This is a genomic window from Xanthomonas hortorum pv. pelargonii (genome assembly GCF_024499015.1).
Classification (GTDB): Bacteria; Pseudomonadota; Gammaproteobacteria; order Xanthomonadales; family Xanthomonadaceae; genus Xanthomonas; species Xanthomonas hortorum_B.
On sequence record NZ_CP098604.1, the window covers coordinates 3,836,936 to 3,851,043 of the forward strand.

Annotated in this window: 12 protein-coding genes; 6 read left to right on the forward strand and 6 right to left on the reverse strand. The window is 55.9% G+C overall.

Features of this window, described 5'->3' with window-relative positions; translation table 11 throughout:
* Positions 1-150 precede the first annotated feature (150 nt).
* From NDY25_RS16555 to NDY25_RS16570, 4 genes are all read left to right on the forward strand, one after another.
* Positions 151-1,449 carry an HlyD family secretion protein gene (locus NDY25_RS16555; RefSeq protein WP_168960053.1) on the forward strand — a complete coding sequence of 433 codons (1,299 nt, stop codon included), beginning with the start codon at positions 151-153 and terminating at the stop codon, positions 1,447-1,449.
* Positions 1,446-3,662 carry a peptidase domain-containing ABC transporter gene (locus NDY25_RS16560; protein ID WP_251755259.1) on the forward strand — a complete coding sequence of 739 codons (2,217 nt, stop codon included), beginning with the start codon at positions 1,446-1,448 and terminating at the stop codon, positions 3,660-3,662. The genes NDY25_RS16555 and NDY25_RS16560 overlap by 4 nt, the downstream gene beginning before the upstream one ends.
* Before the next feature lie 106 nt (positions 3,663-3,768).
* The gene (locus NDY25_RS16565; protein WP_006450247.1) at positions 3,769-4,581 is read left to right on the forward strand and encodes a hypothetical protein; all 813 of its coding nucleotides are present in this window, start codon (positions 3,769-3,771) and stop codon (positions 4,579-4,581) included.
* 40 nt (positions 4,582-4,621) lie between these two features.
* Positions 4,622-5,146 carry a hypothetical protein gene (locus NDY25_RS16570; protein ID WP_168960051.1) on the forward strand — a complete coding sequence of 175 codons (525 nt, stop codon included), beginning with the start codon at positions 4,622-4,624 and terminating at the stop codon, positions 5,144-5,146.
* A gap of 149 nt (positions 5,147-5,295) precedes the next feature.
* On the opposite strand, the gene NDY25_RS16575 is transcribed toward NDY25_RS16570, so the two are convergent.
* From NDY25_RS16575 to NDY25_RS16585, 3 genes are all read right to left on the reverse strand, one after another.
* Positions 5,296-6,573, reverse strand: a complete 1,278-nt coding sequence (locus NDY25_RS16575) for an MFS transporter (RefSeq protein ID WP_168960050.1) — start codon at positions 6,571-6,573, stop codon at positions 5,296-5,298.
* Positions 6,574-6,635: 62 nt separating this feature from the next.
* A complete protein-coding gene (locus tag NDY25_RS16580) occupies positions 6,636-7,067 on the reverse strand; it encodes a toxin-activating lysine-acyltransferase (protein ID WP_168960049.1) in 432 nt (143 codons plus the stop codon).
* On the reverse strand, positions 7,057-8,871 hold the full coding sequence (locus NDY25_RS16585) for a protein adenylyltransferase SelO family protein (protein WP_168960048.1): 1,815 nt from the start codon (positions 8,869-8,871) through the stop codon (positions 7,057-7,059). The genes NDY25_RS16580 and NDY25_RS16585 overlap by 11 nt, the downstream gene beginning before the upstream one ends.
* Positions 8,872-9,364: 493 nt before the next feature.
* On the opposite strand from NDY25_RS16585, the gene NDY25_RS23220 reads away from it, so the two are divergent.
* Positions 9,365-11,008, forward strand: coding sequence for a MobA/MobL family protein (locus tag NDY25_RS23220; protein WP_168960047.1), 1,644 nt, complete (start codon positions 9,365-9,367; stop codon positions 11,006-11,008).
* 368 nt (positions 11,009-11,376) lie between these two features.
* Here NDY25_RS23220 and NDY25_RS16595 read toward each other — a convergent pair whose 3' ends face one another.
* Entirely contained in the window at positions 11,377-12,357 is a 981-nt protein-coding gene (locus tag NDY25_RS16595) for an IS5 family transposase (RefSeq protein ID WP_256627476.1), read from the reverse strand.
* 261 nt (positions 12,358-12,618) lie between these two features.
* Between NDY25_RS16595 and NDY25_RS16600 the strand changes: the two genes are divergently transcribed.
* A complete protein-coding gene (locus tag NDY25_RS16600) occupies positions 12,619-13,308 on the forward strand; it encodes a hypothetical protein (protein ID WP_233366544.1) in 690 nt (229 codons plus the stop codon).
* A gap of 104 nt (positions 13,309-13,412) precedes the next feature.
* On the opposite strand, the gene NDY25_RS16605 is transcribed toward NDY25_RS16600, so the two are convergent.
* A complete protein-coding gene (locus NDY25_RS16605) occupies positions 13,413-13,874 on the reverse strand; it encodes a hypothetical protein (protein ID WP_256627575.1) in 462 nt (153 codons plus the stop codon).
* On the reverse strand, positions 13,874-14,032 hold the full coding sequence (locus tag NDY25_RS16610; protein WP_256627576.1) for a hypothetical protein: 159 nt from the start codon (positions 14,030-14,032) through the stop codon (positions 13,874-13,876). The genes NDY25_RS16605 and NDY25_RS16610 overlap by 1 nt, the downstream gene beginning before the upstream one ends.
* Positions 14,033-14,108 lie beyond the last annotated feature (76 nt).

Below are 14,108 nucleotides of genomic sequence, written 5' to 3' on the forward strand. Positions count from 1 at the left end.
GTTGCTGAAAAAGAAATAGCGTGGGGCTTGCAACCTTAGGTTTGGCGCCAATGCCAACGCCAGATCAACAAAATGCAAATGTAATTTTAATGTCTGCGCGGGTAGCCTCAACTCACGCAAGTGTGCAGTAGATCTCGAAGTGTAGGTGCTATGGATAGCGAGTTAGGTCAGACGGATGACGCAGAACAACCGCTCTTTCGCAAGCGAAAGGGGCCGGAGACAACTTCCACACTCGGCGACCTAAAAGATGCGTTTCCCTCGTCCATCCGGATCTGGATTGGCTGTGGCTGTGTGCTTTTCCTCTTGCTGGCCACGTTTGTTCTGACCGCGTCCTACTCCAAGCGGGAGCACGTGTCGGGCCAGATCATTTCGACGCATGGGCGAGTGGACATCCGAAGTGGAACGCCTGGCCTCATCCTGTCAACGACGTTAAAGCCCAACGCCTTGGTCAAAAAGGGCCAAGTGCTCGCGGAGTTGTCAGCCGACATCACCGACGAAGCGGGTCGCTCTTTGTCCGATGAGACGATCAAGCGTGCGCTCACCCGATCAGAAGAGCTGACCAAGGAGCAATTGCAGACGCATGACTTTTCCGGCCAGCGCGAACGGGAACTGACGCGTCAAGTCGAAGAAACGAGCGGCGCGATGCAGGAAGTCGCTCGCAAGATCTCAATCTTGGAAAAGAAATACGCCAAGAACAAAGAATTGTTGAAGACCATTGAGCCGCTGCTTGCTGAGAAGTATGTGTCCAAATACACCTACCTCACTTACGAAAATGCTCTCTTGGATGCAGAGGCGCAGATCCAGGATGCACGCGCGCAGCAGTCCACACTTCGCAATCAACGTGCCGCATTGCTGGGTGAAATCACCGAGATAAAGACAACCGCCAGCAGACAAGCGAGTGAAATCGAGCGCGAGAAATCCACGATCGAAGATCAAGTGGCCAGAGCCAAGTCCGACCGGCTGCAAACCATCACCTCACCCTTGAGCGGCACCGTTGCAGCGATCTATGCATCCCAAGGTCAGCGTATCGGCACCGACTCGATCATCGCGTCCATCACGCCAAGCGAGTCGGTGTTCGAAGCTGAAATTCTCATTCCTTCAAGAGCCATCGGACATGTGACGGTCGGCACCGAGGTGCTGCTCAACATCGCCGCATTCCCGAAAGCAAAATATGGCGCCATCCAGGGGCGCATCGCATCGCTGTCGACGCAAACGAGTCCCCTCGGTGAGTTGGAGCGCCGCTATGGTCGCCAGTCGCCCACCGAGCCGGTTTACACCGCCAAGGTGGCTTTGCCTTCTCAAACCATCGGCGTCGCCCAAGAAGCGAAGTCCTTCCTGCCGGGGATGGAAGTGGATGCGGAACTGATCTTGGAAGGCCGCAAGATCTGGGAGTGGATGTTTGACCCCTTCCAAACCATGAGTTCACGCTTGACGGGTGAAAAGCGATGAAGGACGTCTTGACACCATCAGCCAATGGCGATGCCGAGACGGATCGCTCTGCTGAACCAAGCCTGGTGTTCTCCTCGAAGCGCCGTGTGCCGCATATCCGTCAGACGGAGTCGAGTGAGTGCGGCCTGGCCTGCATTGCGATGCTGCTCTCCTACTACGGCCATGAAACGAGCCTCGGGGAGCTTCGCAACCGCTTTACGGTGTCGACCAGTGGGGCAACGCTCGCTTCGCTGATTGAAATCGCTGATGCCAATGGGCTCACAACGCGTCCGCTTCGCTTGGAACTTTACGAACTGCCCAAGCTGTCGCTGCCTTGCATGGTCCACCTGCACCACGGGCACTTTGTCGTGTTGACGGCTGTGCGGGGCGGGCATGTGCACATCAGCGATCCCGCAACAGGCGTCAAGAAGATCAAGCTCGACGAGTTCGATGAACTCTTTAGCGGCATTGCGTTGGAAGCGCATCCAGGCCCGGCCTTCAAGAAGATCAAGAGTGTGCCATCGGTATCGCTTCGCGATCTGGCAGGCTCGCTTCGGTCCCTGGTGCCCGCGTTCTGGGTTGTTGGCATCTTGGCGCTCTTCTTGGAAGGTTGTGCGCTGATTGTGCCGCAGTATCTGCGACTGACTATGGATCAGGTGCTCAGCGTCAAGGACGATGGTCTGGTCACCACATTGGCGATCGGCTTTTCGATCGTGCTCCTGGTCCAGCTCGTCTTGACCGTTGCCAGGAAGTGGACCTTGCTGTGGATCTCTTCGACCACTGGCTTACGGTGGAGCAGCAACTTGTTCCGTCACCTCGTGTCGCTACCCCAGTCATATTTTGTGAAACGGCACACCGGGGATATTTCAAGCCGCTTCCAGTCGATCTACTCCATCCAGCAGTCACTCACGACGAAGATGATGGAAGCGGTCATCGATGGGGTGATGTCTTTCCTCATGTTGTTGCTCTTGATGAGCTACGACGCGCCGCTTGCCTTCGCCTTGTTGGCTTTCACCATTGCCTATGTGGGTTCGCGCTACGCCTACTACGCCAAGCTCAAAGAAGCCAACCTCGATCAGATCAACATTGATGCACGCCGGCAAAGCTTGCTCTACGAAACGGTCCGAAGCATCCAGCCCATCAAGCTGTTCAACAAGTCAGCGCTCTGGGCGTCGCGCTTCACGAACTACAGCGCGAAAGCCACCAATGCGACCATCGGGGCCGAGCGTATCCGCATTGGGTTCGACTCTGTCCAGCTTCTCATTCAGGGCCTGTGCCGCATTTTCGTAATCTGGGAAGGCACCCGGCTGGTGCTCAGTGGGGATATGACGGTCGGGGTGTTGACGGTCTTTTTGATCTACGCGACCCAGTTCAGCCAACGCAGCATCAATCTGGCCGACTACTTGATGCAGCTCCGGCTGCTTCGCTTACACACCGAGCGCATTTCAGACATCACGCACAGCGAGCCTGAGTCGTTTCTGCATGGCAACGGCGCGCTGCAGGATGCTGCGCCCGCTATTGCCATTGCCAACGGCTACTTCCGCTACTCGTCTACGGACAAGTGGATCATGAGCGCTTTGCAGCTCAGGGCCCCGGCAGGCCAAGTGATTGCAATTGTCGGGAACTCAGGCGTGGGTAAGACCACACTCATCCGCGTTCTGGCGGGGCTTGAAGATCTTCAAGTTGGGGACTTCTTAGTCAATGGAGAGGATCTGCGCAAAGTCGGTAAGTCGAGCTACCGGAGCAAGGTCAGCATCGTCATGCAGGGAGACAATCTGTTGTCCGGGACGTTGTCGGAAAACATCTCCATGTTCGATGAGCACATTGACCAGGAACGCCTCGTGCAGGCTGCGAAATTGGCATGCATCCACGACGATATTCAGCGCATGCCAATGGGCTTCAACACCAGAGTCGGCGACTTGGGAAACACGCTGTCAGGCGGTCAAAAACAACGGATCTTCTTGGCCAGAGCCTTTTACAGGCGCACCAAGTTGTTGTTGATGGATGAGCCAACGACTGGGGTTGATGAGCAGATGGGCATACAGCTGATGAAGAACATCAGGAGCATTGGCGCGACCACAGTCATCGTGACGCACGACAAGAACATCTCTCGGATGTGCGATATGCACTATCTCTTTGTGGACGGGATGCTAAGGCCTTTGATCAAAGAGCAGCCCAGCAAATTTGAACAGGACGAGGCCGGGGAAACGGCTGAGAAGTCCAGTCAACAATGAGGAGTTACAACGCTTATCAAAATAAGTTCAAAGGAAAAAGAGATATGGAACATTCAATAGAAAAAACGATCAGGAAAAAAATCTACTCACAGGATGGAGCGCTGTAATGAGAGAATTGACAAACGAAGAGCTGTTCCTAGTGGCAGGTGCAGCGGCCGCTGCGGACGTCGATCCAAGCGAGCCGCCCACTGAGATTCCACCAATTGTGGTTAACCCGCCTACGAGTCCACCTCCGAGTCCGCCTCCGACTATTCCTCCTTCACCGCCAGTTGAGCAGCCGGGGCCGATCACGCCTCCCGGCACTGGCGGCGGCGGACTTCCGAATCCCACAGACAAAAATACGACGACGGATCTAGGCGCAGAGGTCGACGTCATAGTTAACAAGTCAGCAACCCTGGAAGGGTTGGTTCAGTTAGCGCAAGCGAAGGGCTTTCAAATAGAGACCTCTGACACGTATTCTCGTACAGAGTATGCTGCCACTGGCGGAGGGACGGTTTATATTAAAACCTATGCTAGTCCGAGCGATACCGCAGCACAATTGACGCATGAGCTGGGACATACGCTTTTTGATGGGGAGTGGAATACGGTCGCAGATCGAGCGTCAGCAATCAATATGGGCTTGGCTACTGAAGGCGAAGCAACAATCTATTCCATTGCTGTTCAAAGAGAGCTTACTGCGCAGGGTGTAAGTTTCAATATCCCAGCAGCTCCTGCCAATGTGGCGTCTTATAATGCAACATATGACGCGTATCAGGCTGGTCAAATAAACTGGGATGCTGCCTCAGCGCAAATCGGCGAGTCTTTCAGGAATGGTGAGCGAATTGATGTAAACGGGACGCCCGCCAATGCCGCTGATGACATTACTTATGAGCAATATTATGGGAGTTACTGGGATAGTAAGCATCCCCCAGCGGGCTGATGGCATTTGTAAAGATCTTTAATTCCCGAGGGCAATTGGTATGTCTATAAAAATTAAGCTGGCGTTTTTTGTGGTTCTATTTTTGGTGGTGAGTGCGGGCGCGCACGCTGAGAACAAAGATTCCGAACTAATTTTGGATGAAGTGATTGGTAGAATCTTTGACCCTAATAAGCCAGTAAACTATGAGACCTTTCGCGAAATTGGGCTTAGTGATTTCCATCAGGTGAGTTCAAGTCGATCTTTGAATATTGCTTTTCGCTCAAATGCGTTCAAGACGCGGGATCAGTATGGGATCTCTTTTATTGAGTTCAGGGTCCCGCCTGAGCTCGATAAAGGAGTGAATTTTATGTATATGGAGCTAGCTCCCGGGCGCTGTTATGAAGTGTCTAAGATCAAGCAAAAATTTGCGCTCACTCCATATGTCTTGCCCCCAAATCCCCATGAGCCAATCGCCAACGTTAGTAAGGATGTCTTCTATAAAACTAATCTTGGTGAAACGTCAGTGTATATAAAGGCGAGTTCGAAGGGCGAGTGCTTACTGGGGCTCACGAGAAGTCGAAACTGATGAGGCTTGCCGGCGCTAGCCAATTAGAAATTTAATTGGCTAGCGCTAAGGTGGATAGACATTGGGATCGGTGTGAAATAAATGAGCGCAGGCACTAGATGTCCGTAAGTAGCAGAGACAGTCATTGCAAAGCAGTAGCGTGATGGCACTTACGGCTCGGGTCGCTCCTTCAAGTTGTTCCGAATGATGAGCGAGTAGACGAGGAGGGCAGGCATGCACGTCAGGCAGATGCCAATGAAGAAAGTGACATAGCCTTGGCTTTGTCCATAGAGCGTGGTGAGATAGGCCACTGCAAGGCCTGAAAAGCCGGCAAGCACCCTACCGAAGATGGAGTAGAAGCTGGTTAGCCATGCGTAGTGCTCACCTGCTCGTCCAAGCGTGACCAGCTTTGACATATAAGCAACCAATGCGATGCCGGTATAGCTACTGGCAAGGTTTTGAAGAATAACGCTAGCCCAAAGCAGTTCAGCAGACTGCTCGTTCGACGAAAGCAATGCAAGAACGAGGAGGGCAAGGACTTGGAGAGCTGCGCCAACAAGGATGGTCGTGCTCAAGGACATGCGCTTCAAGCTTGTGCCTGCAGCCAAAATTCCGAGGAAGGCTGCTGGGATGCCAAGCCAGATATGGAGGGATCCGACCACGCTCTTTCCAATGCCAAGGGCATAGAAGAAAGGATTGATCATGGGACCCAGAAGAATATCCGGTAGGCGATAGCAGCCGATGAAGACGACCACCGCGATCCATCCTTGGAGCGTGGAGGGTCGAAGGGATATCAGCGGGGACCCTTGCTTCTTCGCACTCGCGCGATCTGGGGTGAGAACCCTATCGGGATGAGATCGCAGAAAGAGCGTTCCGCAGATGGGCACCAACATCAGGGGCAGCAGAAGTGCATAAGCAACTTGCCAGGACAGCCGCGCTGCGAGCAAGAACACCAGTCCATCGCTCAGCAGCAGAGCAACGCGGTAGCCAAATTGATAGGCTGTGAGGAGCTTGGCTGGCTGCTGGTGCACTGCCTCTTGTTCGATCCGAAACGCATCGACTGAGGCATCCAGCGTCGCACCGCCAAACGCGGCTGCGATGCAGCTCAGTGCAATGAGCGGAAGGCTCCCGGAGACGACGCTCAGGACAAGGCCCAGGAGAGAGAGGGCGACCATGATCGAAGACAAGACAATCCAGCCTTGACGGTGCGACATGGTGCTTCCAACGACCGGCGCACGACATTGGTCGAGATGGCGGGCCCATAGGAATTTGAGGGAGTAGGGAAGTGCGGTCCAAGCCAAGGCACCGATGACTGCGATCGAAAGCGACTTTTCGCTGAGCCAATAGCCTAAGGTGCTGCCGATCAGCGGATAAGGCAAACCAGAACCGAAGCCCAGGAACAAAAATCCAGTCCAGGCCTTGGTCGGCCTTGATGTCACTTCCTGCATGGGCTGCAACTGCCTTGTCGCTTCGGTTCGTCCATTCGTATCAAGGAAGCAACGTGTCTTCCTCAGCCATCTTTGCGAAGTCTGTGAGTCTTGGTTCCCAGCATAGCGCCGGTCTTATCTCGCACCAAGCGATGCGCTTGCTTGAAGTGAGGGCGCAAGCGGTCCCGGAGTGCTCTCGCCAGGCGTCGGTGGTGCCCTGGAATAGCCACGAAATCCAGAACCCAGAGTTGATCACCTTCGTTCCAGTCGCTAATCGGCAAGAACGGGGGATCTTGCAGAACCAAATGACTGGCGGTTTCACGCGTCAGATAAGCCCATAAGGCGTAGCCGGTCCAGACCCCGTCTTCGTCTTCAATCGTGACGAGCTGGCCTAGGCGAATCGCCGGCCATAGCCATACATAGGCAGCTGCGATACTGAACCTCTTACGGTCAGTCTTGAACAGGAGTTGCATTGCCAGGCCAAGCGCCTGCGCATCAACGGCATTAGGTTGCATGGGCGGTGGTTGAGCTCAATGTCTGCGCCGCAACTGCAGCGTCCGGGAAGGTGAGCAGTGCGGCAGGAATTGATGCACGCCCGTTCAAGCTTAGACCCACCAGGTAGCTGGTGGGTTCGCAGTCGACAAGCACGACGGTTCGATGGCCAGAATTGGTGATGCCGAGTGTCTCATCTGCGACTTCGGCACCGAAGAGCAGTGTTCCGCCATGCACGCGTGGCCCCTCCAGCTGGACTGTATAGGCCATACGATGCGTATCAAAGAAATACAAAGCGGTGGACACGTGATCGCTTGCGTAGCCAAGGACAAGCCAGTGTGGCGGTAAGTCTTTCCAAACGCGGCGTGACACCGCGACCTCGGTTGCGATAAAGGCCGAGACCCGCTCGGGTCCCGACGACCGATCGGCAAGGATCGACCGCACCAGCTTGATCGCGCGGCGCTTGGAGACGCGATAGGAAAGCCGTGGTCGTGGTCTCAGCCAGCGGTTGGCCGCACAAAGATGGAGAGCTGCGTTCGGAAGTGCGCGCAGGAGCGAGTTGATCTCTTCGCCTGTCTGAGAGCCCTGGGTTGCTTTGCCTTTGATGTGGTCGGAGAGCCAATCGTGGCGCTCGCCGTGCTTTGTGGGCTGATCGAGCGCATAGTCAATGCGCTGTTGCTCGCGGTAGTAGCGCGCAATGAGCGCTTTGAAATGCAACGCCTCTGGGCTTGACTCAGGCAAGGCACACGCTTCTGCACAGTGATGGAGAAACGCAGCTTCCATGTGATGCTCGATCTGGATAAGCAGCTGATCGATGTTGGCGATTGCCTTGTCAAAGCGGGAATACTTCTTGAAGAAATAGGCAAGCGAGGGAAGCGAGTGGCGAACATCACGCATCTCATCGCCGAAGAAGTGACGATGCCCATCGGTGCCACGCTTCCAGCTGGGAACTGCGCGGAAGCCGCCGAAATCCAGGAACTGCGCGTTCGATGTGATGTTGTCGCTTGTCGGGCGTCCGGTCCAAAGGCGATGCGCGCGACTTGCGGCAATCTGCTCGGCAAGGCGCAGGTAGAGCTCAGACAAGTCAACGCCTAGCCCATTGGGATTGCCCGCATCGAGCTGCGCGTGTTCGTCGGCAAAGTGGATGGCATCTTTGACCCGCAGGCTATCTTGAAATTGATCGCTGTTTGCGCTGCCTGATGTTCCGAAATACAGGCTGCGCTCGAAATGCGCCAAGCGCAGGAAAGCGGGCCTGATCAGAATGGCGCAACGCTCCGGTTCGTCTGCATCGGTGCGTGCGAGGGAGAAGCCGGCATCGATGATGGCAACGATGGGGACTGCCCCGTGGGGGAGCTCTGCGTTGAGGATCTCGCTAGCAACTGCCTCGCGAATGGCATCGTAAAGATAGAGACAGCCATGCGAGTGTGACCAATCATGGGCCTCGGAGACCAGTGGCGTGGGGCCGGTTCCTTTGGCGATGAGCATGCCGTCGGAGCCACAGCGGCCACTCCCTCCGTGGATTGCCCCACCGCTCCCACCATAGCGATCCGCGCCCAGTGTCTGTCCGCCGAAGCTGCCGGCAACGCAGTGAGCTTCGATAGAGGTCACGGCAAAGCACTCAAGCAGGGACGCTGAGATGCGGGCTCGAGTTGGCGCGTCGTGGATGGGTATGCCTAAGTCATGAAACCAGCGCTCATTGAGCCAGAGAACGGAAGCATCTGGCAGTTTTCCCACTGGAAAGGGCACGAGCATTGAGGTGCTCACGCTGGCAAGGTTCAACAGGTTGGGGTCGTTCTTGTCATCCATGTCCCAGTAGTCATTGGGCATTTCGCTTCCTTGTTTCCGCAGCTGTTGCGACTTAGCGTTCGATCGTTAGAGGTGATGCTACCAATCTGACGGCAATTCGTCCTGCTGCTTGGATTTTCTGAAAACCACGGGAGACCACTTCTGCATGGACAGTCAGCGTAAAAGGGACACACGGCATTGCCATAATCAGATTTGTACAGGTCTTATTCATTATTTTGTATAATTATTATTTATACGTAACAAAGAGCCATGGTTGATCCAACTTTGGCGAAAACAAATCAAAAGAAAATTAAAGAGCAAGAGCGCACTTATGGTTTTCTGCTTTGCAGAAACCGTGCGCCAACGCTGCGCGTTGGTGCGGTGGCTTTCGCCACCTCGTTGCCTATGCTTCGCTAGGCAACACGGCCTCTTCAAAAGCTTGTGATCAAGGTCTCTCTGCTGTCGAGTTCGCTTAACTCTCGACAAGGAATGTTGTGCCGCTTCTTTGTGTGCTCCACAAACAGGAGTTTCACAAATGGCGATTTATCACGCAACAATGAAGTCTTTCAGTCGAGGCAATGGCGACTCTTCGGTCGCGGCAGCTGCTTACCGCGCAGGGTTTGATCTGCTCGATACGAGCACAGGGCTTGGCCACAATTATTCCCACCGAGGCGGTGTCGATTTCCATCAGATGCTTGCGCCGAAAGGAGCGCCCGAGTGGTGCTTTGATGCGCAGTATTTTTGGAACGCGAACGAAGCGGCCGAGACGCGCAAGAACGCACGCGTTTGCCGAGAAGTCGAGGTGTCGCTTCCGCACCAACTCGATCCACAACAACGGAGAGTGCTCGCTTTGGCGCTTGGCCAATTGCTCGTCAATCGGTTCAAGGTCGCCGTATTGGTCGCTGTGCACACACCAAGCAAATATGGTGATCAGCGCAATCATCATGTGCATTTGCTGATGTCAGCGCGACAAGTCGGACCGGGAGGACTGGGGCAGCGCGCCTGCGCTGAGTTTGATGCGCGACAAGGCGGCGGCACACGAGCGCTGCGGCAAATCCGCAAAGACATTGCAATGGTCATCAATGCGCACTTGAAAAATGCGAGCGACCCGGCTCGGGTAGATCATCGCAGTCTCCGAGCACAGGCACACGAAGCCGCGCGTAATGGAGAGTTTGAACGCGCCCGCGAACTCACGCGCCGGCCTGGCAAGCACTTGGGGAAAGCCAAAGTGGCGGTGATGCGCAAAACCAAGTTCACAGCAGAAGTCAGAGGTAGGGGCGGTCAAGCTGCGGCCTTGTCGCTTTCAAAGCTTGTCGCTGAGCATATGAAAAAAAGCGGTGGTCTCGTGCACGAAGTGCCACCGTCCCACAGTCATGCGGCAGCACTTCGGGATCGGGCCAACGCACAGGCTTCTGGATTGGACGGGCGCACAGCGGTTGGGCAGATACGATTGTCAGGCGCAGAGCGGGTGCGGCAGATCAAAGAGCGCTTGGCGCGTGCGCCAGCGCCTCGCCCGGGTCTCTACACGCCTTACAGCGGTCAGACCCGACATCTTGGTCGTGTGACGCGTCTGGCTCGGTCCTCGGGCCGACAAGACGCTGAGTTGCTCAATGCGGAGGCGCAACTGATTGAAGATTGGCTCGAAGCCCAGCGAGAGGTGGCTCAGCAGTCTCTCGAAGTCTTGCGGCAGATCCCGGGTATCCAGATTGAGCCCGAGTTCCAGCGGGCGCACTCCACACTCGTTTGCCGGCGAGCGGATAGCTACGCCACCAAGCCATTTTTCTTTGAAGACACCGAGATGCTTGCTCGCTCAATCAGCAAGTATGCCCATGCGCTGGTGCGACCCTACAAGGCGCGCGTGGCCGTGCTGGATGCGCAAGCCAAGCTCTATGAGCAAGAATACGATCCCGATACGAAAGTGGTGGCCAGAGCACAGCGGCGCTTGGCGCGAACGAAGAGGCATGTCTCCCCGCGCATCCAAGCGATCCAGCAGGGGCGGATCAAGCGGGCTCGAAAAGCGATGGTGGAGGCGGCTGAGGCCTTGGAGAAGAACTTCTCTCTGCAGCCGATTGAGGTGCTGACGCCTGAGGCATCTGGCGAGGATGCACTTCCACCGCAGGCCGAGGGTGAGGCAGGGCATTGGGAGTTGAAATTCCGTCCCCCGAAGCCAAGTCTATGAGGTGGCTCAGATATTTCTGACCGTTGACCGCGCAGCAGACGGATGGTGCGCCTAGGCATTTGGCTGGAAGCTAGGATTGTCGCAAAAGGTTCCCGCCAAACGATCGGAACAACGCCGCCCGCCATTGGCACCCGGCGCCGAGATTGAGGCTTCAATCCAGCGACACAGGAGCCCCATGCGGGGCTCTTTTTCGTGACCCAGATTCTACTTCACGCGTCTGGATGGGGTCAGGAGCGGTGCTCTACAGATCTAGGGAAGGTCTGAATAACGAGGCCTGAGAGTGCGGGATGTCGCGTCGGTCCGGAGAGTCGCGTTTGGATCTTCGGATCTTCCGCTATTTCTGGCACTTTCCTTGGGAATTCCCCGGGTTACAGGCGCACGCTCCCCATGGCAGGCAGTAACTGCTTTCGCTTCATCCACAGATTGGAGAGCGCAAACAAGGTCAGCACGTGTGCGGTGTTCTTGGCCAGGCCGCGATAGCGGACCTTGGTGTAACCGAACTGGCGCTTGATCACCCGGAACGGATGCTCCACCTTCGCGCGCACGCTGGCCTTGAAGTGTTCCCAACGCTGTTCCCGAGCACGCTCGCGTTTGTTGCCGATGGCTTGCAGCGTCGAACGCTTGGCGGCAATGAAAAATGCAGCCTTGCAGGTCTGCAGTTCTTCGCGTTTGTCCGCACCGGTGTAGCCGCTGTCGCCGAACACGCTGTCTTCTTTGCCATGCAGTAATGCGTGCGTCACCGTGACGTCGGCGACATTGGCGGCTGTGCAATGGACGTGGTGCACCAGCCCGGAAAATTCATCCACGCCGATGTGCGCCTTCATCCCGAAATACCACTGATTGCCCTTCCTGGTCTGATGCATTTCAGGGTCGCGCGCGTGATCGGCGTTCTTGGTCGAACTGGGTGCAGCGATCAGCGTCGCATCGACGATCGTGCCCGACCGCAGGCTCTGCCCCTTGCGTGCCAGATGCGCGTTGACCGCGTCCAGCATCCGCGCGGCAAGGCCATGGGTCTCCAGCAGGCGCCGAAAGTTGAGAATCGTGGTCTCGTCCGGAACGTTGTCCAAGCCACCGAGCTGGGCAAACCTCCGCAAGATCGGGATCTCGTGCAGCGCTTCTTCCATCGCCGGATCGCTCAACGCATACCACTGCTGCAGCAAATGAATCCGCAACATCGTCGCCAGTGCGTATGGCTGTCGACCAGGGCGTCCCGACACCGGATAGTGCGGTGCGATCAGACCGAGCAAGTGCTGCCACGGAACGACCTGCTCCATCTCGGCCAGGAAGATCTCCCGGCGGGTCTGCTTGCGCTTGCCCAGGCCTTCAGCGTCGCCGAACGTCAGTTGCATGGATTACTCCTCAACATGAGGCGGGTAGTGTCGCGTATCTATGGTGCGTTGTTCAGAGGTTCCCTAGGCCATGGCCTTTGCTTTGGTTGAACTGCATCTGCCAGTTAACGCGTGCCTCCCTTCGATGGGCCCGTCATAATTGTTGCTCGGGTTGGCGGTGGTCAGAGTTGTTGAGATGCAACGACCTTGGATGATGCGAAATGAGGGCGGGGCGTTTTATGAGCTGTTTCGTGAACGGGGTGGTTGATGTCGGCTGGCGAGATGGAGTTTGACAAGATCAGGTCAGTTATTCGGCTGGCTGAACATGCAGTCGTCCAGAGCACGCCCTTTGCAAAACGGGACGATCTACTCCGGGCGCTTTCTGATGAGCTTCTGGTTGGTCCTTGGCTGATCCTCAGCGGGCTTGGAATTCTCTGGAAGCGTTTTGTGTGGGTCCTGGGCTTGACGATCATCATCGCGGTTTATCTCCGCTTGTTCGACCATGCTTTCAGTGCTTCGGCAGCGTTCGGAGCGCTGATACTTGCGACTCTATGTGTCTATTTTGGACTCCCAAGTCGGACGATTCTGGCAGGGGTCAACGGTAGGGCCATCGGTGCGCTTGCAGTAGCTATCGGTGAGCAGGTTCGCAGCAAGGATGAGCTGGAAAGACTGTCCTCCGGCGTGCAGCTAGTCAAAGTTCAAACTACTGAGCGCTTGGCACGCTTCAATGTGTTCACGGGCATTGCATGGGGTGTGCTGTTTTGGTTTGCCGGTGCTCGCGTCTTTTCTCCAACAGTGCCGCCTGAGGTGGTTGAGTCGAGCGTTTTCCCGCTCATAGTAGCTTTTGTGTTCTTCTCTGTTTCTTTCACTGCGGCAGTGGGCTATGCCACTGCCGTTCGGGTGGTTTATCAGACGCTAGATTTCGCGCTGATTGAGGTGGGGGCCGCACTTGCAGTCAAGGATGACGCCTAGGGATGGTCTCATTGATCAGACCATCCCTAGCCCGGAACATAGGCGCTTGCACGAAGCTGTCAATCTTGTCTTCCTGCCTCCTCCTATTGGAAGTGGAGAGCTGGTCATTCCCTCCCTGCCGCTGGGGGCTTCTTTTCGTGTTGAACCGGTGTGGCCTTTTGCTGAGGCACCCTTATTTCGATGTCGTCACTAGGCAAGATGCGGACCTCATTGAAATCGCGATCGTAAATGGCATAGCGCATTGGACTGCTGGTGACGATCTTGCCGCGCGCGATACGTTGGCCTTGGCGCCAAAGTTCTTGCCATTGATCCTCGGGCATCGCTTCAATCTTTGCGCGTTCTTCGGCGGCCTGTTCTTTGCCTGCCTTCTCACCAACCAAGCCTGGCATTGAGACCAAAAGAAGCCCGAAAATGAAGAGCATGCCCGCCAGATAAACAGCGAAAAGAGACTGACCCAGGGCCGTGCCAACCATGCGCAGCCAAAGTGGTAGCCGTTGCAGACTAGATATCCAGTTGGGAGGTTTGCGACTCGGGATGCGCATCATGAAAAAGCCGAGGGCAAGCATCAAAAAGCGGCGAGCGCTGCATACCAAGGAATGGCGGTGAGCACCCCCAACCCTTGAAAGACCACCGCGTAATAGCCGTTGACCACCTTCCAATCGGCGTTTCGCTCAAAGAGGCCATCATTAATGCCCCATTGACGGAGGTTAGTGGTATCGGCCACGTGGCCACAGCCGTGCAACACAAAGCCCACCATAGTGGCTAGCGCAGCAAGGCCGCCGACGAGGGTCGCCCACTTT